Annotated in this window: 21 protein-coding genes and 1 pseudogene; 7 read left to right on the plus strand and 15 right to left on the minus strand. The window is 41.9% G+C overall.

The window, feature by feature from the left end; genetic code table 11:
- Positions 1–171 precede the first annotated feature (171 nt).
- Positions 172–957 carry a M48 family metallopeptidase gene (locus NSB03_RS07505; protein ID WP_120470975.1) on the minus strand — a complete coding sequence of 262 codons (786 nt, stop codon included), beginning with the start codon at positions 955–957 and terminating at the stop codon, positions 172–174.
- 342 nt (positions 958–1299) lie between these two features.
- On the opposite strand from NSB03_RS07505, the gene NSB03_RS07510 reads away from it, so the two are divergent.
- Entirely contained in the window at positions 1300–1734 is a 435-nt protein-coding gene (locus NSB03_RS07510) for a putative signal transducing protein (RefSeq protein WP_024988345.1), read from the plus strand.
- Positions 1735–1757: 23 nt separating this feature from the next.
- Positions 1758–2576: an alpha/beta hydrolase gene (locus tag NSB03_RS07515; RefSeq protein WP_257421340.1), complete on the plus strand. Its 819-nt coding sequence runs from the start codon at positions 1758–1760 to the stop codon at positions 2574–2576.
- A gap of 259 nt (positions 2577–2835) precedes the next feature.
- Here the strand turns inward: NSB03_RS07515 and NSB03_RS07520 are convergent, their stop codons facing one another.
- Positions 2836–4287: a S41 family peptidase gene (locus NSB03_RS07520; RefSeq protein ID WP_257466308.1), complete on the minus strand. Its 1452-nt coding sequence runs from the start codon at positions 4285–4287 to the stop codon at positions 2836–2838.
- Positions 4288–4485: 198 nt separating this feature from the next.
- Here NSB03_RS07520 and mnmA point away from each other — a divergent pair, with 198 nt between their 5' ends.
- Complete coding sequence (mnmA, locus tag NSB03_RS07525; protein WP_024988347.1) at positions 4486–5553, plus strand: tRNA 2-thiouridine(34) synthase MnmA; 1068 nt, start codon at positions 4486–4488, stop codon at positions 5551–5553.
- Between the two features lie 34 nt (positions 5554–5587).
- On the opposite strand, the gene NSB03_RS07530 is transcribed toward mnmA, so the two are convergent.
- From NSB03_RS07530 to NSB03_RS07550, 5 genes and pseudogenes are all read right to left on the minus strand, one after another.
- The gene (locus tag NSB03_RS07530; protein WP_024988348.1) at positions 5588–6247 is read right to left on the minus strand and encodes a response regulator transcription factor; all 660 of its coding nucleotides are present in this window, start codon (positions 6245–6247) and stop codon (positions 5588–5590) included.
- A 92-nt stretch (positions 6248–6339) separates the two neighbouring features.
- Positions 6340–6930: a DUF4251 domain-containing protein gene (locus NSB03_RS07535; protein ID WP_257466309.1), complete on the minus strand. Its 591-nt coding sequence runs from the start codon at positions 6928–6930 to the stop codon at positions 6340–6342.
- Between the two features lie 67 nt (positions 6931–6997).
- Positions 6998–7147 (minus strand): annotated as a pseudogene (locus tag NSB03_RS07540) (sodium:proton antiporter); the annotation flags it as partial.
- Between the two features lie 49 nt (positions 7148–7196).
- A complete protein-coding gene (gene pbpC, locus NSB03_RS07545; RefSeq protein ID WP_024988349.1) occupies positions 7197–9560 on the minus strand; it encodes a penicillin-binding protein 1C in 2364 nt (787 codons plus the stop codon).
- A 36-nt stretch (positions 9561–9596) separates the two neighbouring features.
- Positions 9597–15233 carry an alpha-2-macroglobulin family protein gene (locus tag NSB03_RS07550; RefSeq protein WP_257466310.1) on the minus strand — a complete coding sequence of 1879 codons (5637 nt, stop codon included), beginning with the start codon at positions 15231–15233 and terminating at the stop codon, positions 9597–9599.
- A gap of 98 nt (positions 15234–15331) precedes the next feature.
- Here NSB03_RS07550 and bamJ point away from each other — a divergent pair, with 98 nt between their 5' ends.
- A complete protein-coding gene (gene bamJ, locus NSB03_RS07555) occupies positions 15332–15733 on the plus strand; it encodes a BamJ family beta-barrel-assembly machinery protein (protein WP_024988350.1) in 402 nt (133 codons plus the stop codon).
- 167 nt (positions 15734–15900) lie between these two features.
- Here the strand turns inward: bamJ and NSB03_RS07560 are convergent, their stop codons facing one another.
- Together NSB03_RS07560 and NSB03_RS07565 are read right to left on the minus strand one after the other, a co-directional pair.
- Complete coding sequence (locus NSB03_RS07560; protein WP_004315991.1) at positions 15901–16911, minus strand: GGGtGRT protein; 1011 nt, start codon at positions 16909–16911, stop codon at positions 15901–15903.
- Between the two features lie 19 nt (positions 16912–16930).
- Positions 16931–17632: an iron-sulfur cluster assembly scaffold protein gene (locus NSB03_RS07565; RefSeq protein WP_007759112.1), complete on the minus strand. Its 702-nt coding sequence runs from the start codon at positions 17630–17632 to the stop codon at positions 16931–16933.
- Between the two features lie 1127 nt (positions 17633–18759).
- Between NSB03_RS07565 and NSB03_RS07570 the strand changes: the two genes are divergently transcribed.
- The 3 genes from NSB03_RS07570 to NSB03_RS07580 all read left to right on the plus strand — a co-directional run bounded on the left by NSB03_RS07570 (position 18760) and on the right by NSB03_RS07580 (position 20706).
- Positions 18760–19947, plus strand: a complete 1188-nt coding sequence (locus tag NSB03_RS07570) for a tyrosine-type recombinase/integrase (RefSeq protein WP_024987005.1) — start codon at positions 18760–18762, stop codon at positions 19945–19947.
- 97 nt (positions 19948–20044) lie between these two features.
- Positions 20045–20215: a hypothetical protein gene (locus NSB03_RS07575; protein ID WP_004313367.1), complete on the plus strand. Its 171-nt coding sequence runs from the start codon at positions 20045–20047 to the stop codon at positions 20213–20215.
- 41 nt (positions 20216–20256) lie between these two features.
- A complete protein-coding gene (locus NSB03_RS07580; protein ID WP_024987004.1) occupies positions 20257–20706 on the plus strand; it encodes a DUF5053 domain-containing protein in 450 nt (149 codons plus the stop codon).
- Positions 20707–20881: 175 nt separating this feature from the next.
- On the opposite strand, the gene NSB03_RS07585 is transcribed toward NSB03_RS07580, so the two are convergent.
- From NSB03_RS07585 to NSB03_RS07610, 6 genes are all read right to left on the minus strand, one after another.
- Positions 20882–21985 (minus strand): putative phage abortive infection protein, encoded by a 1104-nt coding sequence (locus tag NSB03_RS07585; protein ID WP_167830073.1) that lies wholly within the window; start codon positions 21983–21985, stop codon positions 20882–20884.
- 365 nt (positions 21986–22350) lie between these two features.
- Positions 22351–22845: a hypothetical protein gene (locus NSB03_RS07590; RefSeq protein ID WP_024987002.1), complete on the minus strand. Its 495-nt coding sequence runs from the start codon at positions 22843–22845 to the stop codon at positions 22351–22353.
- 102 nt (positions 22846–22947) lie between these two features.
- Positions 22948–23139 carry a hypothetical protein gene (locus NSB03_RS07595; protein ID WP_024987001.1) on the minus strand — a complete coding sequence of 64 codons (192 nt, stop codon included), beginning with the start codon at positions 23137–23139 and terminating at the stop codon, positions 22948–22950.
- A gap of 169 nt (positions 23140–23308) precedes the next feature.
- Positions 23309–23827 (minus strand): hypothetical protein, encoded by a 519-nt coding sequence (locus NSB03_RS07600; protein WP_024987000.1) that lies wholly within the window; start codon positions 23825–23827, stop codon positions 23309–23311.
- Positions 23824–24402, minus strand: coding sequence for an N-acetylmuramoyl-L-alanine amidase (locus NSB03_RS07605; RefSeq protein ID WP_257466311.1), 579 nt, complete (start codon positions 24400–24402; stop codon positions 23824–23826). The genes NSB03_RS07600 and NSB03_RS07605 overlap by 4 nt, the downstream gene beginning before the upstream one ends.
- A complete protein-coding gene (locus tag NSB03_RS07610) occupies positions 24386–24784 on the minus strand; it encodes a hypothetical protein (protein ID WP_024986999.1) in 399 nt (132 codons plus the stop codon). The genes NSB03_RS07605 and NSB03_RS07610 overlap by 17 nt, the downstream gene beginning before the upstream one ends.
- Positions 24785–24789: the final 5 nt, after the last annotated feature.

The raw sequence follows: 24789 nt of genomic DNA on the forward strand, positions 1-24789 counted from the left end.
GGACGCGACAAGAAGAGCCGGGGTAAGTTAAAATATCAGCTATAATATTATGACTGAAGAGAATTTAAACAGGCTCTAAGGCATTTGAATATAGGTTGTATTGATAAATATTCAGGCACGGAATTATACAAAATCCCGTGCCTGATAGTAGTCATACGAAAGTATCGTTTATTATTTCTTGGCGTAGCTGTCTGCTTTGGCTTTTGTACGTTCGATACGTTTTTGAGTGTCCGGATGTGAAGAGAACATTCTTTGTGCATAGGATGCTTTAGGAGCATCTTTTGCAAGTTCGGCCAGTTTAGTCAAGGCATTTGCCATTGCATACGGGTCGATACCGTTTTTTACACAGAATTCAACACCGTAGTCATCGGCTGCATTTTCTTGCTTTTGTGAGAATTGTGCACCGGCAAGAGCTTCTGCCATGGCTCCCAGTTCAGAGTCTGTCAGTTTGGCCACTTTGTCGTTGGCTGCACCTGCCGCGTTTTTCACTGCTGATCGCAGGTAGGCATTTTTCATAGCGTCTTTGGAATCGGTGTGAACCACGTGACCGATTTCATGACCTACCACTGCCATTACTTCTTCGTCCGTCATAACATCCATCAGACCGGCACAGATACGTACACTACCGTCACCGCAGGCAAAGGCATTTACGTCTATCACTTCATATACACCGAAGTTCAGTTTCAGTCCGTCCACTTCTTTGATGTGTCCCGTAAGTCTCTCTAACCGTTTGCCATATTCGGTATCAGGTTTTGTCAATGGATTATGGGTATCCATCCATGCCATATATTCCTTACTCATATTGGCAATGTCCGCATCAGATAACGTAACGGCTGATACCACATCTTTACCTGCTTGTAAAGCTTTTCCTAAATTAATCTTCTTGCCGAATTGTGCAGAAGCTGTCATTCCCATGCCTAACAATATGAAGGCAATCATTACAATTTTTCTTTTCATATTCTTTTCTGGTTTGATGTTTTATGTATAACGTTAATGAATTCTAATGGCTGACGGCTGTTTTTCTCAATCGCCGTTCCTTTTATTGGATGTACAGGCTGTGTCTGTAACAGGGAAAGCAGAATGTTAGAAAATAATAGCAACGTCAACAGTTTTTTCATGTGATTGCAAATTGTCACCGCAAAAGTACAAATAAAGTATTAAATAGTGATACCTTCCGTGAATAAAAATAGAAGCACTTCTGATTTGGTTCGTTTTACCTATTGATAAAGTTGGTCGGATTTTGTTTCACATTTCATTTTTATATCTTATTTTTGTGGGACATATTAAACCAGATTCTTTATGAAGACTGTAAAATTGATTACTTGCAATGATGCGATGAAGGCGCATATCCTTCAAGGCGCATTGGAGAATGAAGGCATTGAATCTATTTTGCACAATGAGAATTTCTCTACTTTGTATAAAAGTTGCGTGAGTAGTATAGCAGGGGTGGATATATTGGTGGCGGATGAAGATTATGCAAGGGCTGTCCAGGTGTTGAGAGATAACGAGAGTTGGCCGGAAGAGTTGACGCTTTGTCCGTATTGCGGTTCGTCGGATATTAAGTTCAGATTAAAAAAAGGAAAGAGGCTGCGTGCAATAGGGGCGGCAATCTTTTCGATGTTGGCGGCAGCCCCTCCTGGAGATAATCATTGGGAGTATACCTGTGTACAGTGCCATAAGACTTTTGAAGTGCCTGTTTCCAGATTTTCTTCTTCGGAAGAGAAAGAAGAATAACTTTATATAACTATATATACATAATGAATAAAAGAATTTTTTTGTCAGCTTTTTTAATACTGGTATTGGCAGCGCCTTCTTTTGCTGCCCGGGTAGATACTTTATTAGTTAATAGTCCTTCCATGAATAAGGATGTGCAGGTGATAGTTGTTACGCCGGATGCTGCGCTGGGGAAGAAAGCGGTGGCTTGCCCTGTCATCTATCTGTTGCATGGGTATGGCGGGAACGCAAAGACATGGATTGGGGTGAAGCCGAATCTTCCGCAGATTGCGGATGAAAAAGGAATTATCTTTGTTTGTCCGGACGGAAAGAATAGCTGGTACTGGGATAGTCCGAAAAATCCGTCTTACCGTTACGAAACTTTTATCTCATCGGAACTGGTGAAGTATATTGACGAGCATTACAAGACTGTTGCCGACCGGAAAGGACGTGCCATCACCGGCTTGAGCATGGGAGGACACGGAGCGATGTGGAATGCTATCCGTCATAAAGATACGTTTGGTGCCGGTGGTAGTACCAGTGGCGGGGTGGATATCCGGCCGTTTCCGTTAAACTGGGAGATGGCGAAACAGTTGGGCGAATTTGCACATAATAAGAAGGCATGGGACGAACATACTGTCATCAATCAGATTGATAAAATAGAGAACGGGGATTTGGCAATTATTATCGACTGTGGTGAATCGGACTTCTTCCTAAATGTGAACAAGGACTTGCACAACCGTCTGCTAGCTAGAAAGATTAATCATGACTTTATTACCCGTCCGGGTGGACATACCGGAAAATACTGGAAAAACTCTATTGATTACCAGATCCTGTTCTTCGATAAGTTTTTCAGGAAATAAAGTGGGGAATACTTGACTTTGGCTTTTTTGATGTCGTATCTTTGGACACGTAATCATTAAATAGATTGAGGTTAAACTATGATAGAAGGAGAAAGTGGGAGCTTTCTCCTTTTTTGTTGTAGGCCAAAGGAACGGAGAGCTTTCTCCCAGTTCATAAAGGGGATAATCCCAGGGATAAAGAGGTGTTAGCTGCCGGATAACAGTAAATCGAACGGCGTAATACTTATCTTTTATATTATATTTGAGGATACGTTATTTATTATTTGATTCTCAGTCCGGTTCCACCCGTAAACCGTCTGCTTGCCGGACTGCTGACACTCTTCTCTATCTTGAATTGTGCTTTTGATTTGTCTTTCTCTTTCTCTTCTTGCGGTGGATAAGTACCTTCGATAACTCCAATTGCCACTTTCAATAGTCTTTCATTGGGGTCACCAAATGGCAGGTATTCACTATAATTGGTAACTCCGTCAATGCTTGTCTCGCTGACTTTTAGCTTGTCGTTAGGTATGATAGCTCCCCAATTGTCGTGAGTGGAATTATAAACCGTGCAGACTACCGGATTCACAGACCATCGGAATTCTTCATTGATGAACTGTTCCGTTGCCACAGTTTGCCCTTTGGTGGAACTACCGATAGTTGCAATAGGATAACTGTCTTTCAGGAAAAGACTTCTGATTAGCATTTCCGGTGCTCCGGCAGTTGTTGAACTGGTGATGGCATATAGGCTGGACTGATTTAAATTAACGCCGGTTTTCAATACGTCGGGGTTAAAGTTAATAGTGACATCTTTATCCCTGTTTTTATCATTGTATTCCAGATAAGCCATAGGCTCGTTTAATCGGGCGCTTGAAGTTAGGATTGTGCCTAAGAGTTGGACACAATCCAATGAGCCGCCGGCGTTGTAGCGTAAATCAAGTATAACGTGCTTCACACCTGCTGCTTGGAATTCTTGTGAAACCCGACGCAGTTCGTCATTGTACTTTTCCGGTTCGGCTTTTGTTCCGGCAGTGAAGCTGTTGTACATGAGATAGCCCACTTTGATATCCCTACCATTTTCTTTTACTGGCAGAATCTCATATTTATGTACCGGATTATCTTCTACAACTCGTGCAGCCGGTAAATCCAGTGTTCTGTCATCCGGCACCACTTTATATTCATATTTCGTTTCTTCACTTTCTTCTACCTCTTCCGTTTCAACAGGAACTTTCTTCCATATTCCCATCACCAAATCCCGGGCTTCTGTCCCTTGCAGCAATTGGGTCTCATATTTCTTGCTGATATAAGAAGTGTCTACTTTCATAATCCAGTCGCCACGTACTAGTCCGGCTTGTGCTGCTGGTGAACCGGGAATTACATAAGTAATCAACGCATTGTAAGCCGTATCAATGTCCGCGCTCCTAACAAGTGAATAATCAAAGCCATACGTAGGCAATGGAGTCTCCATCACGGAATCCACGAATGAATAACTGTCGTTTTTTGATTTTACATTAGACAGGAATGTGGCGGGCTCCTGAAACAGGTTCATATCGTCATAAGAAGGCAGGTCTTGATACCACAGATAATTCTGTTGCATGATGTCGTACATCCATGTATCCAGTGCAGTCATGTGGGCATACTCCGGCCAACGGTCGACACCGCAGGAGAAAAAGCCGCTGATAAATACGATAACCAGGGCAGGTATGAGGATTATCTTTCTTAATTTTGCCATCATAAAAAGCTTTTCACTGTGCAAATGTAGGAAATACTTTGCTTATCTACCACATTTATGGTATAAAAATGCCTTTAATGTGTGATTGGCCGTTAGAGAATTCGGCCTTATCTTTGTAACGTTGAAGCTTTCAATAAGCCTTGGTTATTATTAGGTCTTTAATTGTTATAGAGTAGGTTATTAATAGATGGATTATTTTTCATGGATATAGCTGCATTATTATCAGGGGGTGTCGACAGTTCGGTTGTCGTGCATCTCCTTTGCGAACAGGGATACAAGCCAACCCTTTTCTATATTAAGATTGGCATGGACGGAGCGGAATATATGGACTGCTCGGCAGAAGAAGATATTGAATTGTCTGCTGCTACTGCCCGAAAGTACGGTTTGTCTCTGGAAGTGGTGGATTTGCACCGCGAATATTGGGACAAGGTGGCGGCATATGCTATTGACAAGATTAAGAAAGGGCTGACGCCGAACCCCGATGTAATGTGTAATAAACTTATCAAATTCGGCTGCTTTGAACAGCGTGTCGGGAAAGATTTTGATTTTACAGCAACCGGTCATTACGCTACCATCTTGCAACGTAATGGTAAAACTTGGTTGGGCACGGCAAAAGATCCCGTGAAAGATCAGACAGATTTTCTCGCTCAGATTGATTATCTGCAAGTTTCCAAACTCATGTTTCCCATTGGAGGGTTGATGAAGCACGAAGTGCGTGAAATAGCGCTAAGTGCAGGCCTGCCGAGTGCCCGCAGAAAAGATAGTCAGGGTATTTGTTTTCTCGGAAAGATAAATTATAATGATTTTGTCCGCCGTTTTCTTGGAGAAAAGGAAGGGGCGATAATTGAACTTGAAACCGGAAAGAAACTGGGTACGCATCGCGGCTATTGGTTCCATACCATCGGACAGCGGAAGGGACTTGGGTTGAGTGGCGGCCCCTGGTTTGTGATAAAGAAAGATATTCAGGAAAATATTATTTATGTATCCCACGGTTATGGCGTGGAAACGCAATATGGTAATGAGTTCCGAATCAACGACTTTCATTTTATTACGGACAACCCGTGGACAGAACTGAATAAGGAATTGGACATAACCTTTAAAATCCGCCATACTCCCGAATTTACCAAAGGTAAACTGGTGCAGGAAGGAGAAAACCGATTTCGCATCTTGTCTTCTGAAAAGTTACAGGGCATTGCTCCGGGACAGTTCGGAGTTGTTTACGATAAGGCTGCGCAGGTTTGCGTAGGGAGTGGGGAAATCTTCTGTTAAATAGTGCTGGGATAATGAATGTCGGATAATGCTCTCAAATATAATATTCCGCCAAATCCACAATTCCCGCCCGCATCGCATACTTGGTAGCTTCATGCACATTGTTCACCCCCAACTTACGAAAGATATTCTTGCGATGGCTATTAATCGTATGAAAACTGAGATTCTTCTCTGCCGCAATCTCTTTGGTTGTTTTTCCTAACGTAATTTCTTTTAGGATATTCTTCTCTGTTTGCGTCAGTAAATGGTCGTCCACTACTGATGAAGCTACCGGAGAAGCATGTCCCGAAAGCAACAGATTGCTGACGTGATTGCATATATACCGTTGTTTGCGGGTAGCGCATTGTATGGAAGTCATGATTTCCTCTTTGGAGTTATCCTTCATCACCACTCCGAAAGCCGTGCTGCTGAATAGCACCTGTCGGAGAAAGCTAAGGCTAAGCTCGTCAGAGAATAGAATCCAGTCGGCTTCTTTGAATCGTTCTTGCAGGACGACGAGTTCATCTGCTCCGGCAAAATCGAATAGGGTATAATCCAAGATAATCACCGCTTGGGGATACAATCGTAGCTGCTGAATCAGCTCCGCCTTGTTCTCAGCTTCTAAAAGGAGGGCCACTTCCTTTTGCTTACTTAGCAGGAACATCATTCCTGCCTTGCTGATATCTTGGTTGTCTGCGATGATGAATTCTCTCATAATTAAAGAACGGATAAATAAAAAACTCCGTTACAAATGTACGCATTTTGCGCGATTTGTAGCGGAGTTGTGATAAGATTCTTGTGTCCGGATTACCAGGAACGTCCTTTGAAGATGTTGGACTGGTCGAGCGGGACGATATTTCCGTTCAGTGTCAGATTGTTGCTGTTGAAGTTCGGGCTGATAGTAACTGAAGCGTTATTACTTCCATTGCTCATAGTGATAAATACCTGGGCGGAGATACCGATACCCTGAACGCTGAAAGAACAGTTCACGTTGCCTTTCTTGTCGACATTCATTTTCATGTCCGAAGAGTTACCGTCTACCGTGATACCACCGATTCCGTTAGGGCCGGGATAAGGAGTGTTGAAAGCGGTCTGTACTGTGGATCTGTTGCCGTTCATCAGAACGAAGTTAGTGTTTGAAGTAACAAACGCGCTCATGCCGTTGCGGAAGATAACCTGATTGGCTTCCAGAACGAACTGTTTGTTCTTCAAAGCCTGTACGGCTTGTTGGTAAGCTGCCATGTCCTGTACTTGTTCTTCTGCACGGAGTTTAGCTCTTTCCGCATCTCTTTGAGCTTTTCTGTCTGCGCGGCGTGCTGCTGCGTTACTCTCTTGTGCATACATCATAGTGCTTGCACTTACGAATACTAATGCTAATAATGCAATAAACTTTTTCATAACTTTTTTTTGTTTAGGTTTAATACGTTGTCCGTTTATTGCAAAAACAAAGTCTATGCCAGATTGTTCACAAGCGTCGCGCGATTTTGTATCCGATAGCTGCGACGATGATACTCATTAAAGGGCTGATAATGTTGAAAAAACAATAGGAAAGATGCACAAGCGTCGGTACACTTGGGATTGTGGTCTGAGTCATTCCGCAGGTGTTCCAAGGCATGTTTTCTTTTAATGGCTGTTTCATGGCGCAAAGATAGTAAAATTGATGCTCACTCAATGAAGAAAGTAGTCGAAACTGTATTGCCTTCTCCATCCACTGCTGTCAAAGAATGTTTTCCGGGAGCGGGCTGCAGGGAAATCTTATGAAAATCCTGTGTTTGCATCAGATAGGTATCATCGAGATGCCAGAATACGGTTGCGTTGGGGTCTGTATGTGCTAATTCGACGGTCAGGAATCCTTTGCTGCCGTCCAGTTGTTTCGGCAATTTGATGTGTGCATTGATTGGGGGATAAATGAATTGCATGGGCTGGAAAGTATCTTCTCCGCAACCTGCTTTGAAGGGTGGAAGAGGTCTGTACTCCGGATGGTGTTGTTTATAATACCATTCCCATACGGGTGGGAGGGTGAACCATGATTTTTGAAAGACGGGTTCTGTGTTGGCGCAATTCTCATAGACACGGTGTTTCTCGTCGGCAGCTAGAGTGATAAGGTGATGGTACGGGCAGGCATCCGTGCGCAGTCCGGCAGGAAGAATTAATACGGTATCAGTTTCTTCACAGAAACGACCTTTCAGATGACCGGATTGACGGCACACTTCCGCGTCTACAAAGACACCGGTCGGACGTTCAAACCAGGATGAAGCGGGCAGATAATTGAATATATCGAATAATACGGGACCAGCTGTTTGTGCACCAACCAATCCGGGCTTTCCTTCTCCGGTTGCATTGCCTACCCACACACCTATTGCATAGCGCGGAGTCACCCCCACTGCCCACGCATCCCGGAATCCGTAACTGGTTCCTGTTTTCCAGGCAATGGCCTGCATGGACGGAATGGATTTCCAGTCTATTTCTTCGGGACGGTTTACTTCTTTCAGAGCGTTGAATGTTTGCCATACAGCGCCTTTGTCCCAAATGTATGTATGCCGGGCTGTCTTCTTTTCTTCCTTTTCTTCTTCATCTTCATCTTTCGCTTCTGTAATCTTAGCTTCTTTTTCTTTGGTAAGTCTTGGAGTCAAGTCGGGGACAAGCGCCCGTCCCATTTGGGCGTAAACATTTGTCACGTCCCATAAAGTGGCTTCCGCTCCTCCCAGAATCAGTGATAATCCGTAATGGGATGAGGGGCGGGTGATGGTTTTGAACCCGGTCTGTTGCAGGAAGTTGTGAAACTTGGGTACGCCGTATCTTTGCAACATCATCACCGCAGGGATATTCAGTGAGCGGGCAAGCGCCTCCGAAGCCGGGACAGCTCCTTCATATTGCAAACTGAAATTTTGGGGAGTAAAGCCGTTTATATTAATAGGTATATCCGGCAATAGCATATCCGGCAACAGGGAACCTTCTTGCAGCATGGCATAATATAGAAAAGGTTTTAAGATACTCCCTGTACTTCTGGGGGCTTGAATCACATCGACTTGGTTGCCGCTCTGCTTGCGGTCGAAATGTACATTCCCGCAATAGGCTATCACTTGATTGGCGGGTATGTCAATCACCAGAATGGCCAGATTGCGGATATCACTTCGGTTGAACTCATTACTCCATCGTTCTGCCAGGTCTTCTATATGTGTCTGAATTCCCCGGTCGATGGTAGAACGGGTATATTGTCCGTTTCTTTCTTTATAAAAGTGGCTGACCAGATGGGGGGCTATCTGCGGAAGAGGATGCGGCTCGTCGGGAAGCGGTTCGGTGACAGCCAGTTCGTAGGTCGATGAATCTATGATTTTCTCTTCAAGAAGTTGTTTCAACAGACGGTTGCGTTTTGAGAGTAGCATTTTCCGCCCTTTGGATAGATGAATCATGGCGGGAGCATTGGGAAGCACGGCGAGCATAGCCGATTCTGCCCATGACAGCTCTTCCGCCGAATGCCCGAAATACCGCCAGGCTGCTGCATCCAGTCCTACTACATTGCCACCGAAAGGCGCATGAGATACGTACATGGATAAGATTTCCTCTTTGGAAGCTCGGAATTCGAGCCGGGTAGCCCAAATCATTTCGATTATTTTCTCTCCGAAAGTTCTCGATTCGTTCCGGGAAAGCCGGATAGTTTGCATCGTCAGCGTACTTCCACCACTGATGATGCGCTTATGCTTGGTATTCTGATAGATAGCTCTTCCGATGGATAGCGGGTTGACGCCCCAGTGATGGTGAAAATGCTTATCCTCGAATGTGATGAGGCATTGTTTAATTTTCTCCGGAGTTGTCTTACGTGGGGGAAAACGCCATTGTCCGTCGGAGGCGATACGTGCGCCTAATAGTTCTTCGTTACGGTCGGTGACGACTGTGGAATAGGGGACATGAAACAGTTGGCGGGGAAGACAAAACATATACCCGAACACGAGAAGAGTAATGATGCCGAGCATTACTTTCCTCGTGACGGATAAATTCTTGAAGAAACTCAATATCTTGACTTTCATGCGTTAGGTTTGTTCTATGAACCGGCCGGACTTGCCTTAGCGGCTCACCGTCGTTCTTCCCGCTTTGCTTCGTGCCTGTACGGTTGCGTCATACATAGCTTCGCATTGAACAGCCGGAAGAATGAAGTTTCCTGCATAAGTCGCTTGCAGTCTGACTGTAAATACTTTTGTTTCGCCACGGCGCAAGTTGAAATAAGTCAGTACGCGGTCGTCGCGAATATCCTGATAAGAATATTTGCTGATTGAGTTTCTTGAAGTACTTGCCATATTGTCGGGGCTCTCAGTGTCGGCAACCAGCATCCGTTCATTATATATCTCCCAGCCGGACGGTATGATATGTGTCAGTGCCAGATTAGTGTAGTCCGAAGTACCACTGATATTAGATATGGAGGCAATGGCGATAAAATCGGTTCCCTGTCTGATATCATCTACTGATATAGGCGTACCGTTCATATCTGCATACCTTATATCCATCCGTATATTATCCGAGATAGCAGGTAGTGTATCATTCAGCAATTGTGTGCGCGTGATAACATCTACGCCCAGTGCCCCTTTACCTTGGTTCTTTACAGAGATTGTTCCGGATTTCGGAGAAGTGGAGATTGCTTTCTCAAATACTGCCTTCGCAGATTTCACCGCAGGCTGTTGTTTACCGTTCCATGTCCACGTGAAGTCCAGTGTACCTGACAGCTTTTCTGCCAACCTTCCCATTGCCATCAAAGCGAATGCGGTAGATTGGGTGCTGAACCAGTTCTCTTGCGATAAATTCTCAGATACTTTCTTTGCCTGTTGAAGTGCATCCCGTTCGCGGTTCATCAGAAGCAATGTTTCCAGAATCATCGCTTCGTCCCGGTCGGACGAACCATAAATCCGGTTCATAGAAGAATAGGGGGTGACAGTAGTCTCCGCATTGTACACCAGTTCTTCGGCAGGCTTCATCTTTCCCGTCAGGGCATAAGTGGCTGCCAGTCTCCATTTGGCTTGAATGGATAGACCTTGTTGTTCTTTCATTCTGTTCATTGCTCCGTATTCCGGTGTACCCGCCAAAGCTAATGTATATAAGCGGAAAGCCTGCATCAGTTCCGACTGCCATTGCTGCCAGTTGTTTGCATCCTGAGGCATTCGCCAGTTCTGGGCCGCTGCACGTTGGAAGCGTTTCCACTTATTCAGTACATTGGAGTGGACGGCATACCCTTTTTCTTGTGCCAGCGTCAGGAACATTCCCGTGTATGAACTAATCCATTCGTCAGCAACGGCATTTCCCGGCCAATAGATAAATCCACCGTTAGGAAGCTGGCGGGCATAAATTTGCCGGATAGCTTCTTGTACATTTGCTTTTATTTTCTCCGCTTCCTGTTCGTCTATCGCCTTGAATTGAGAGACGAATAAGAGTGGCAGGGCTTTGGAAGTCAATTGCTCCGTGCAATGATGCTCGTAGTTATACAGGAAGTCGAACCGGCGGCTGATGTCTACCGACGGGATACGGGAAACTTCCAGTTGGATATGATTATCATCGGAAGAACCGGCAAGGCTGTATGACAGTTCACCGCTTTGTCCGGCTTCTACCCATTGGCTGCTGCGTAATATTACAATCGGGTTCGGGTTGCGTACCTCTATTTCGATGGTTTCTTTCGTCTGTTGCCCGCCACCGCTTGCAGTGAGGTGGATGGTCGCTTTTCCTGTCTTACTGCCGGTTTTTAGTGTGAAGAAAGTAAGCTGGTCGCCCGGTTGGTTGAAAGTCAGTAGTTTTTGTGTGGAACCGACAATCTGCACTCCGCCACCGGTAGTTTGGATGGATACGGTTACATTTTTCACTTGCTTTTCCATGGCAAAGATATTCACCGGAACAGTAATTTCCTCTTGGATGCTAAGTACACGCGGCAAGGTAGACAACAGCATTAACGGTGTCCGTACATAAGCCGTTTTTTCCGCATTGCCGTATGCTCCATCCTGGCCTGCCACTACCATGGCACGCACTGAACCCACATACATCGGTAACTTCAGTGTATGTGTCTGGTGCTTGCCTTTTCCCAGATAGAAAGGTCCAATGAATTTAACAACCGGTTTGAAACGGTTCGCCTTTGCGTCGGCAGGCTTCAATGAAGCGTCTCCACCTGTGCTGAAAAGCGAACTGTAACTTCCGGCGGAAGCTCCTAATACATTATCATACATATCCCATGTCCGGATGCCGAGTGCCTCGCGTGAGTAGAAGTCATTCCAGGGGTCGGGAGTTTTGAAGTTCGTTAAATCCAGCAAACCGTCATCCACGATAGCCAATGTGTAAGTCATCGGTTTCCCGTTCTTCTCGCTGACAGTGACATTGAAACTCGTTTCCGGTCGCAACACTTCCGACATCTGTATCTGCGGTTGCAGTATAGTCTGATTGTTAGTCACGAATACCGGGACAACACCATACATGCGAATCGGCAAGTCATTGACCGTCTGTGCATGAGGTTGCAACAGGCTGATGTGCAAATATACGTTCGGTGCCATTTCCGGCGTAACCTTAAAGCTATATTTCGTATCACCCTGATTGGATACCTCTATCCATTCCTGTTTAAGTATCGTCGAACTGTTTTCGATGGATACCAACGCACGACCGCCGGCTGCTGCGGGGATGATGGCGGTAGCCGTTTCGCCTATTTCGTAAGAATCTTTATTCAGTGAGAATGCAAGCATTTTGATACCGCTGGGATCCGATTTGCTTGAACGTCCTCTCCAATCCGGCCAGTCTACATAGATTGTACCACCGGTGGCGTGTCCGCTCTCTTTATCTTTCACATATACGAGATAACGTCCCCAACTTGGATAATCGACACGGAACTTGAAGGAAGCCTTTCCACCGTTGGTTTGCAGGTTGCCACTGGCTACCGGAGTGATGGAACTGCTGTTTATATAGGAGCTGAAAGATTCGTCACTGTTCTCCCACCACCAGCTCCAACTGATACGGTATATTCTATATTCCAAATTCGAACGGCTTACCGGTTTTCCTTCAGGATTTACAGTAACAACATCAAATACATGGTCTTTATCCGTTTCAATGTATTTCCCTTTCGGCTGATTCAGGTTGATACCCACATACGATGTGAACGGTGAGAAAGGAACGCTTTGTGTGTAAATGCTCGCGTCTCCGCCCGGTTCGAATACACGGGTAGTGAAAGAGGCGTTCAGCATGCCTGGTGCATTTGCCGCTGCCGGAAGTTTCAAGGTAACGCCTGCTCTTCCTTCCGCGTCGAGCACACCATCGAATACGTCCGTTTTGATGGTTGTGAAATCCGTAGCCGGGTTATTGAAGAGATATTGCCCGTAATTCTTGAACTGCGTATTTACTCTGGACAGTGACATTTCGACTTTTGCTTTCAAGCGTGTAGCGGTCGCCCCCGTCAGCCATGCGGAAGTGAGCGGGGCATGAAACTCTTTGTCTGTCGCTTGAAGCACCTTGGGTAGTGCCAGCGTTATTTTGAGCCGGTTGGGCTTTATTGTCTCGATGCGTAATCCTTTATGGAAGGTTGTCCCGCCCACTTTTACGTAAGCATTCCAAAGTCCGGTAGGAACATCCGCCTGAGTGGGAACGTCAAAAGTATAGAAACCGTTCATACCTTGCGTCGAAACCATCTTGGTATAGAATTGTCCTTTCGGATTATAAATCTCCAGTGCTACCGGATGCTTGTCCGGTATTCTTTTCTCGCGGTCTTCCAGGATAAAGGATATGTGCAACGTATCCCCCGGTCTCCATACACCTCTTTCACCATATATAAATCCTTTCAGTCCTTTCTGAATATCCTTTCCGCCTACATCGAACCGGCTGACGGATTGCTCTTCTCCGTCTACCACGCGTACATAGGCTTTTTGTTTATCCGATTCGGCGACGACAATAAAAGGTGTACCTTTCGGAGTAATTTCCACCAGGCCATCTCCATTGGTTTCTCCTTTGCCTATCACCTGCAACTGGAAGTTATAAACGGTGACTTGCGCCTTGCCTACCGGTTTTGTATCTAAAATATTGCTGACTGCAATCCATAAATCATTCAGGGAGTTCTTCTTCACAATCATTCCCAGATTGGAAGCGAAAACATTGCAAAAAGCTGTCCTGTCCGATTTCATATAATAGGAGGGATGGCAAGGGTTGTCCCGCTCTTTCCATCGGTATAAGCTCCAGTCCATTGTTGCACCGTAATAGTAATAATAAGCCTCGGGAACATCCCACATAGCTTCGTCTTCTTCCGACAAAACGTTTCCGCTTACTTTTGTCAAACCGTCGGAAGCATTATCGGCAAACTTCATTTCCTGATTATCGCTTCCGCCGCAAGGATATGCTGAATATTCTTGCCGGAAAGATAAGACAACCCGGTAGATAGCGCCCGGTTCCTGATGAATCAGTCCGGCAAGGTCTATCGAGTAATCCTCCCAACGATGGACGTCTTTGGATGAATCTTTACCTAACCACAATGTTTTCTTATAAACCAATCGTCCCGAACGGCGCAATTCATTGGCAGAAGCCAACGAGTTACTCTGCATGAACATCAATACATTGTTCTCGAAAATACGTATCACGCTCAAATCCACCGCATACAGGTTGACAGCCCGGAACGGGATAATCAAGCTTTTCGAATCGGGGAGAATGGCTGCCGAAGTAGACATTTCCACTTGTGGCTTTAGGTTCAGCTCACTGAACGAAATAGAATGTGAAGTCCCTAAAGTCTGCTCCTGATTGCTTTTTACTCCTTCATGGATATTTAAAGTCAGTTTATTAATCTTGTTCGTTTCGAAATAGACAAGCACTTTGTTGTCCTTGATTTGAGTGATAGAGGAAGATACTTCCGGTATTTCAATCAGTCCTTTCAAGTCTTGTGTGTTGGATACGGGAGCGGAGAATACGATTTCGATCCCATTCTCCGGTTGGTCGATGCGTTCGGCGGTCAGGAAACGAAAACTGTCTTTTGCCGGAATCAAAACCTCTTCGCTTTGTGTCCGGTCGATTCGTGCGGGCTTCCCGTTTGCCTTTATCTCTAGTTGGTAATCTTCCGTTTCTCGTGGAATCCGGTTAATATTGAATTCATAACGGGTAGAGTTGTCGGTGGAAGTAACTTCTACCGGATATCTGTTGCTTTTCCCATTGCCGGCGGTCAGCATCTTTTCTACTTCTTCTTTTTTCACTACGTCGCTGAAACGTATTTCTCCTTTTATGCTTACCTCGTCGGGCTGGGTAGCTGTTATTGTTATAGGTTCTGTATGGATGGTAAAATTACGCTCCTGCACTCGGAATGAGAATTTGAACTCTTCCAGTTTCTTGTCTACTTCTATAAAATCTCCGAGTTGGAAAGTCCCTTCATAAAACGCTCCCGGTTTTAGTGTGCCTTCTTCCGGCACAAATTCAATGGTGTTATTGCTAACCCAATACGCTTTGCCTTTTAATGAGGGTGAAAAACTAAACGGATTATCTTTCAGTTCGTTGTTCATATCCACCATCGGCCGGTCGTGCGTCAGTTCGATGCGTATGGTCGAACCTTGTGAGATGACTCCGCCTGTATATGCATTGACGTATGGCGCGTATTCTGCAGAAGGAGTGATGTCTTTCTGGCTGTTTGTACATGCGGAAAAACTCACAATCATCATTACAAGGAAGAATAATCCGATAGCAATGTTGCTACATATAGCTTTAAATTGTCCCATAGCGAAAAAGTTTTTATGATTCAACAAACAAATATACAGCTTTTATAGTAGATTCTTTTCATTTCTTTTTATTTTTGTATGCTTTAATGAAATTATTTATGGGAAAAAAGAAAGAATATAAAGAGACTAACAGGATGTTCCTGAAAAGATTAGCTTCTCAGGAAGGTGTTTTTGCATTGCCGGGTGGTATCTATTATAAAGTGTTGGAGACTGGTGGAGGAACTGTTTCTCCGGGACCACGGAGTATTGTTACCGTACATTACAAGGGAAGTCTGATTGACGGGCGGGTATTTGATAATTCTTATGAGCGTACCTGTCCGGATGCTTTGCGGCTTAGTGATGTAATAGAAGGTTGGCAGGTAGCACTTCAGAAAATGCACGTTGGGGATAAGTGGATAATCTATATACCTTATGCAATGGGATATGGTATTAAAGCTGTTGATTCTATTCCCGCTTACTCGACATTGATATTCGAAGTGGAACTACTGGCTGTCGCATAGGGATGGATTTTCCACATAATAAGGATAAACCACCGACTCTTACATATCTCATTATGAAAGGTAGGAGAAAGGTGAAAAAGTAGTTCTACGAACGAGCTTGCTGAAGAAAATAAAAATCCCCATAACCTTGTCAGTTATAGGGATTTACTATATGGAAATTGCTTAAATTACTTGCTCAAAGCCTGAGCTACGTCTACAGCACAAGCTACAGTACAACCTACCATCGGGTTGTTACCAATTCCCAGGAATCCCATCATTTCTACGTGAGCAGGAACTGATGAAGAACCGGCGAACTGAGCGTCAGAGTGCATACGACCCATAGTATCTGTCATACCGTAAGAAGCAGGACCGGCAGCCATGTTATCCGGGTGAAGAGTACGGCCTGTACCACCACCTGAAGCTACAGAGAAATATGGTTTACCAGCAAGAACACGTTCTTTCTTGTAAGTACCTGCAACTGGATGTTGGAAACGAGTCGGGTTAGTAGAGTTACCTGTGATAGATACGTCTACACCTTCTTTCCACATAATAGCCACACCTTCGCGAACGTCGTCAGCACCATAACATTTTACTTTTGCACGAGGACCGTCAGAGTAAGCGATTTCGCGAACAACTTTCAGTTCACCGGTAAAGTAATCGAATTGAGTCTGAACGTATGTAAAGCCGTTGATACGAGAGATGATCTGAGCTGCGTCTTTTCCAAGACCGTTCAAGATACAACGCAACGGTTCTTTACGTACTTTGTCTGCTTTAGCAGCGATTTTGATAGCACCTTCAGCAGCAGCGAAAGATTCGTGACCTGCCAGGAAAGCGAAACATTTAGTTTCTTCGCGCAGCAACATAGCAGCAAGGTTACCATGGCCGATACCAACCTTGCGGTCGTCAGCTACAGAACCCGGGATGCAGAATGCTTGCAGACCGATACCGATAGCTTCGGCAGCTTCAGCAGCGTTTGTGCAACCTTTTTTAATAGCAATGGCAGTACCTACAACATAAGCCCATTTTGCATTTTCAAAACAGATAGGCTGAGTTTCTTCACACGTTTTATAAGGATCAAGTCCATGAGCTTCACAGATAGCGTTAGCTTCTTCGATATCTTTGATGCCGTTAGCGTTCAAAGCAGCGATAATCTGTTTGATACGACGGTCTTGGCTTTCGAATTTTACTTCTCTAATCATTGTTTCTTTCCTCCTTATATTATTCGTGACGTGGATCAATAGATTTAACTGCTCCCTGTTCTGCTGTTACGCGTCCGTAAGTACCTGTAACTTTCTTCAAAGCTTCGTTAGCATCAGTACCCTTCTTGATTTCGTCCATGAACTTACCCATGTGTACGAATTCGTATCCGCAGATTTCGTCGTTCTTGTCCAAGAAGATTTGTTTGATATAACCTTCTGCCATTTCAAGGTAACGAGGACCTTTAGCCAAAGTACCATAAAGAGTACCTACCTGGCTACGCAGACCTTTACCCAAGTCTTCCAAACCTGCACCGATGATCAAACCACCTTCAGAGAAAGCCGATTGAGTACGTCCGTATACGATTTGCAAGAAAAGTTCGCGCATTGCAGTGTTGATAGCATCGCAAACAAGGTCAGTGTTCAATGCTTCAAGGATAGTTTTTCCCGGAAGGATTTCGGCAGCCATAGCAGCAGAGTGAGTCATACCGGAACATCCGATAGTTTCAACCAAAGCTTCCTGGATAATACCTTCTTTAACGTTCAGTGTCAGTTTACAAGCACCTTGTTGAGGAGCGCACCAACCGATACCGTGTGTCAAACCAGAAATATCAACGATTTCTTTAGATTTTACCCATTTGCCTTCTTCGGGTATGGGAGCCGGTCCGTGGTTAGGACCCTTCTTTACAACACACATGTGTTCCACTTCGTGTGAATAAGTCATAATTAGCTCTTTTTTTAGTGATATAATTAAAAATACGTAGTTACGATTCTCTAAATCGCCCACAAAGGTAGTCGATTTATTTGTTTCTGCAAATCGCCTTTTATTACTTTTTTGTGAAAAGAGACAAATCTGTTTACGTTTTTTCGCTGTTTGTAAAGTCGGGATTGCATTTGCGGAAGATTGAGGGTGACGAACTATCTATTTGCTGCTTTGTTATTAAGAGCCTGTTTAAATTCTCTTCAGTCATAATATTATAGCTGATATTTTAACTTACCCCGGCTCTTCTTGTCGCGTCCGTCTGTAGTTGGCGGAAGGGGTATTAACAGTTGCGCTCTTGGCTATTAATAGAAAACTTCCCGCCCATTAAGTATAAAGTTCCTTCGGACAGGAAGGAAACTTTCTTTTCATTCGATGCAAACTATAAACGCAAGCTTTGATTATATAATTGCAAGCTTCGTTTTTATAATCAAAGCCTTTGTTTTTATAAACGAAGCTTGCGTTTATAGATTATAATTAACGAAGAATAAGTTTACATGCTGATAATAAGAAGTTTACAATTAATGAAAGAGAACTTTTTTATTAATGAATGAAAAGTGGGTTATTAAGAGCCTGCTCCGAGTTTTGCCCGACACAGTTTTGAGAGTTGCTTTCGAGTATGTTTTCTGTTGTTATGAGGAGCATGACGGAGACTATGTGACGAATAAAAACTGGTCGGTAAAGCCTATCTAACATAATCTCAGGAAAATCTAAACAGGCTCTAAGCTATTTTATCGGTGAAATTAATATTTTTGTCGATTATTATTTGTCAAACCCCGTTTTATCCCTACCTTTGCAGAGAACAGAAAGGGATTGTGAAATTCCGAGAATAGAATAGTTTAGTTAAGTCTAGTTTAGTTTTTGTGTTGAATGGCTTCCTCGTCGGCGGACGAACAAGGAAGCCATTTTATATACTATAAATCAGCTATTTACATATCGTTTCCGAACTTTTTTCATCTTCATTAGTACCTATAATTGAGAGTTAAAACGTCACTTTTGACGCTATTTTCTTGTCCGATTCTTGTCCAAAACACAGTTTTTGTTGCTGTTTTCTTGTCCGGGAATTGGCGATTATTCTTAAAATAATGATTATGGCAACTTTCTCAATAGTTATTCTGCCTGCAAAAAAAATGGCAAATGACAAACACAAGGTTAGGATTATGGTTTCCCACAACTCACAAACCAGATATATAGTAACAGATATTATACTAGACTCTATTTCTGAATTAAAAAACGGGAAAGTAGTAAAACGTCCCGATAAAGATTTCTTGAACCTACAAATCAAGAAACTATACGATATCTATTTCGATAGATATATGAAATTAGAATATGCTGACGCTCTTACATGCTCCCAATTGGTCAAAATGATAACCAACCCGTTAAATGGTGAGAAACATCGCAAATTTGAGGACATTGTAGATGAATACCTTTCTCAAATTGATGATGAAGAACGCGCCTCAACATACAAACTTTATAAGTTGGTAACAAACAAGTTTCTGCAATTCGTTGGTACCGGTTCTCTAATGGAACACATTACACCTATCAGAATAAACCAATATATATCATGGTTGACGAAAGCAAAGCTTTCAAGCACAACAATCAATATCTACATCACTCTATTGAAAGTCGTCATCAACTATGCAACAAAAATGAAATACGTAAGCTATGAGGTAGATCCTTTCATTACTGCCAAAATTCCATCAGCGAAAAAGAGGGAAACACAGATTACAGTTGAAGAGCTGAAAATAATCAGAGATGCAAATTTAGAGCATTACAATCTCAATGTGACACGGGATATCTTCATGCTTACTTATTATCTTGCCGGCATGAACCTAGTAGACATACTAGCATACGATTTCCGGACGGATGAAATAAACTACATCCGAAAAAAGACCAAAAACACCAAAGAGGGGGACTCCCTGATTTCCTTTTCCATTCCCGAAGAAGCAAAGCCCATTATAAAAAAGTATATGAAAAAGAATACAGGGAAAATCATATTCGGGAAATACAAGAACTATACCTCCTGCTATAACCTGCTGGCCAGAAAAATCAGTCAATTAGGCAAGGTGGCAGGAATCAGGCATAAATTCACCCTATATTCAGCCCGCAAATCTTTCGTCCAACATGGATATGACCTGGGAATTCCTCTTAGTACACTGGAATACTGTATCGGGCAATCAATGAAAGAAGATAGACCAATCTTCAACTATGTCACAATAATGAGAAAACACGCTGATAAAGCAATCAGGGAAATACTTGACAATTTGAAAAATGAATAATCACATATAAAATAAATCACTAAGAATTTGCATAATAACCAAATGCTTATTATCTTTGTAGTGTCAAATAAGAGTTCATAATTTTAATGTTTAACTGATGAAAGATGAAGAAAAAAAAGAATTAGAACAAGAGTATGAGAATTTAAAACTTCTCGCTTCATTTCACGAGGCCTATGGGGTTCCTGAAAATGCCAAAGAACGGGAAGCGCTTATAAATGACATACTCGATCGGATGAACGAAATCCAAGAGAAATTAAAAAAGTTGTAATTAACATCCCTCCCTTCGGGGAGGGACAAACATTAAAAGCTATGATAGATTGGAATGATTGCCTGCCAACAAAAGAAATGCAGGCTGACTTTGAAAGATTCAAAGAACTAAAAACCACAGAAGAAAAAGAAGCTTTCAAAAAGGAAATGCAGGATAAATATAATAAACTACCGAAAGCCCAAAAGGAAGCCTACAAAAAAGCATCTGAAGCTGGGCTAAAAGCAACGGTAAATGCCTGCAATGATTATATAGAAAGAGCGGAAGAAGCCATATTACGTGATAAACTTGGAGAATTGCCCGAAGCAATCTCATTCAGTTATATTGCAAAGAAATATTTTGGTAAAAGTAGAAACTGGCTATATCAGCGTATTAACGGAAATATAGTCAACGGGAAAAAGGCTCGCTTTACTGACAATGAACTCAAAACGTTCCTGAACGCTTTGAACGATGTTAGCGAAATGATTCATCAGACATCATTAAAAATCAGTTAAGCTCTTATTTGACACCATCCCTGCATTTGAGCCGATGCAGGGATTTTTATTGCTTTATCAGAAAATAGTAGTATCTTTGCAACATCAAGATAATACGGACATAATTCGGATTATTTTGGTTTGACTTTGGTGAGGGGGTGGTTCCCCTCACTTTTTTATATCCTTACCGAACATTCTATAGTATATTATTTTCTGAAAGAATCACATCATACAGTTTTTCTAACAAATCACTAGACATATATTCATTTTTGTTTGCCTTTTGAAACAAGACTGGTGGAAAATGTATATATTCCATTCGGCGGGATACAGATTCATCATTTATCCCCTCTTTTAATCGCACATCCTTCAACTCAAGATTATTGAACAAATCAGCATTCAAGTATAACCTTCGTGTCTCAATTGTTGAGAATGAACTAAATGAGTTAAAAAACAATAACACAAGTTCATACTTTGACAGTTGCGCTCGAAATATATTCGAATATTTTAGGGGCGAAGTGAATTCCGAAGTCATTTCCAAAATATAATAAGCATTCCTAAAATATGTACCAAGCTGATTTTTATATGGGGCGAAACAATGATCAGCGGCTTTAGCACAAGCTTCAGCTATAGGCTTGAAATTATTTTGTTCAAAATAGATTTTAATCGCATTTAAACAAAGGCAATCATAGGTGTTTATATGTACTGGATAAATATTAACCATCCCTTTATGTACTCTAAACTTATGCTCTGAATAAATGTTGTTAATAGCATCATTCAACTGACTATATGTAAGCATCCATTGCTCTTTAGACATCTTTTGGGGAATAATCCTCCTTATAAATTCCTCTTTGGAGAAATTTTCAGGAATACCTCTTCTTATTTCCAAATAGAAAGTATGGTATAACTCTACATAAATCTGTCGATAAGTTTTTTCAGGTGTACAAAACTCATTATAAGGAGTTATTTTCCATTCACATTGTTTTTCATCATATACCCAATCTATTCTTTTCACTTGCAAGGCATCCCGATATGAAATGAAAATCCTAAGCAACTCAAAAAAGACAGCTCTATCCTCGCTATTCAAGAATTGCTTTTTATTCTGTCTTAAAGTAAAAAGAACTCCAACGAAAGCTATTAATCCTGCAATCGCTCCTAATAGACTTCCAAACTCACCCCAGTCGGTCTGTTTATCCGCAAACTTACCTTGAGTCTGAATAAAATAGAAAGCTAAAATGACTATTATGATTAATGTGGAGATGCCAGTTCCCCAAACTAGCCAGTCTTTTTCATTTCTTTTCATTCTTATCACAAATCAAAATTTTATAGTTTTAAAACAACATTACCAATTCAAATATAATCATGATTTTGATAAATAAAAAATATTTCCAGAAATAATAGATTCCAAAGGTACTAAAGTTTGTTCTTATTTATCACAGCAAACAATATAATATAAGTGCTCACCAATTATAGCTATACTTGACTTAAAAGAAAAGTGCTCACTTTTTTATATCCTTACCGAACTTTTCAATTATATATTAGTACTATCTTATGTAACCCTTCTGGAGAGTTTGTTGATTCATGTGTTGTTGATTAGAAGGATTACAAAATAAAAGAGGTAGCCAAATTGTGGCTACCTCTCATTTTTTCTTGTACAATAATGAATTATTAATCAGTTTCTAAAATAACCGCATCTATTAATTTTTGCATATCTTCGATAAGATACAGAGGAACACAAACTATAATATCTTTCACACCAATGTATTGGGCCATTATAGCTCGATGTCTTCCTTCTTTTATGATGAGATCGTTTTGTTTCATCTCCAAAATAGGAGGATCAACATATTCTTTATTAAGCCATCTGTTTATAGTTCTGGCAAAACGAGATTCTTCAGGCCAATATCCATCAAATGTTTTGTTAAAAACCACATCATCCAAATTACTTGAATGTTCTATCAACTTTTCAAGATTACATCGCATAAAAACACAATTTGAACCAGGATATGCAGGATGATAAATTGGCCCTTGCATTTTTTCAATATTAGTTGTCCAAACAGGAACTATGTTTTTAAGTTCCTCATCACTCATTTCTCGACATTTATTCCTTAATAAAATATCTTCTTCATCTAAATCTTCATCATCATTTTTTTTCCAATCTTCCATAGTTATCACATTAGTTATAAAAAATAGCAATATTATGCTATGTTACAAAATACAACTACAAATTTAGAAAGCCCCGTATCCTTGAACGGGGCTAAATTCTAACTAATCATTTTCAGCTAATTTCCGAATAGCTTTTAGTCTTTCTTTTATAGCTAAAATTCTTTGTTTATCATCCGAAGAAGATAAGGATTTTAGCTCATCTTTAAGTAAATCGGCTTGTTGCCTTTCAAGTTCCCGAGCATCTTCCTGACTTATCGCTCCAAAGCCAGTAATTCTACAATTGTCATGTTCCATACAAATAATTATTTAAGTTAAACATTTGTATTCCGAGCAAAAAAATATGCCGGAACACATTTTCTTTGTATTCCGGCACGAAGGCACTTGTTTATACAGTTGCAAATATATATATTATTTCTCAAATATTGTATTTTTAACCATATATTTTTAATCAAGAATTGTATTCTCAACAAAATGGCTTCTTTCTTAATCCATACGCTAGCCAACAGATAATAATCAAAATAATTACTCCTATATAAACTTTATCTTTATGTAAATCCCACCAAGATAACTCGACTACCTTCTCTCTTTGATTTAGTAAAGCATTCACCTTGTTACTTATAGTATCAAGTCGATTCGAGAACTGCTGCAAAGTAATGGATAATGTTTCATCAACTTCACTCCGTTCTTGCTCCTGTTTGGAAGCGGTGGTAGTACTTTCTTTGACTAGATACTGTTTTCCGGTTGAATCCGGAAGCGACAAGTAAACTGTTTTATTCTCAATTTTCAGATCACTCAACTTGTCAGTAGTAACTTTCGTTTGCTTATTCACATCCAGCTGTAATGATTCAATTAAGTTTCGCAAATACAAAAAATCCCCTGAATAGTCAATCTGCTTTTGTGACTCAATGTTATGAGAAGTTTTGCAGGAAGTAAACCATATTCCTGACATCAGGAACATGGTTATATAGATTAGCATTTTCATACTTTCAGATATTTACAAATACCTTTCACATGAAGAGAGACAATAGTCCGTTTACCCTCCTCTGACAGCAGAAAATCCACATCTTCTTTGTTATCCTGAAACAGATTCTCCGTCAGAACAGCCGGACACTTCGTATGCTTCAAGATATAAAAACCACTCTCCTTATCTGGATCACCGTCTGCCATATCCTTCCGTATCTTCATTCCAGGCAAGCATTCTTCAGCAGCCCCATACAGATAGTCAGCCAGCTTATCGGCTTTAGTCTGCCCCACACTAGTCCATGCTTCCCAACCACGTGCCTGCATCCAATTTGAACCATTACCGGCTGCATTACAATGGATAGAAATAAGAATTGCTTCAGAAGCCTTATACTCGTTCACTCTCCGGCAACGTTCTGCCAATGGCACATCCACTTCCTCTTTCACGACCAGTTCCGCATCAATACCTAATTTACGCAATTCAAATACTACACGCCCGGCTATTTCACGGGTATAGGCGTATTCTTTTAACCTACCATCCGGGGAACACTTGCCCGGAGTATTACTACCGTGACCGTTATCAATCAATACTTTCATTTTTTTCCTCCTTTTTATTAATTAGTGCAATTCTACGTGGTGGAATACGACGACCGCATTCACTATCAGGCCGGTCACAGCGATTATGTTCAGCATCTTTCAACTGCAATTCCAGCTCATGACATTTATGTATCCAAGACAATTTATCATTTTGTTCATTACGTAATTCAACATAGATAGTATCTATCTTCATATCACGTTGTGCAATACGATCCTCTAACCAATCCACCTGCTTACGCTCATTCTCATCTTCCATAGAATCAGCAGAAGCATCTTCTTTACGCGCATTTGTTTTGCGATTCACGTAAAAATTAACGATCCATTTAATCGCTTCAAACCCGCCCAATGCTCCTAGTACAGCTAGCCATTCATTTAAGCCCATTATTT

Origin of the sequence: Bacteroides acidifaciens (genome assembly GCF_024623065.1) — a bacterium.
Lineage (GTDB): Bacteria > Bacteroidota > Bacteroidia > Bacteroidales > Bacteroidaceae > Bacteroides > Bacteroides acidifaciens.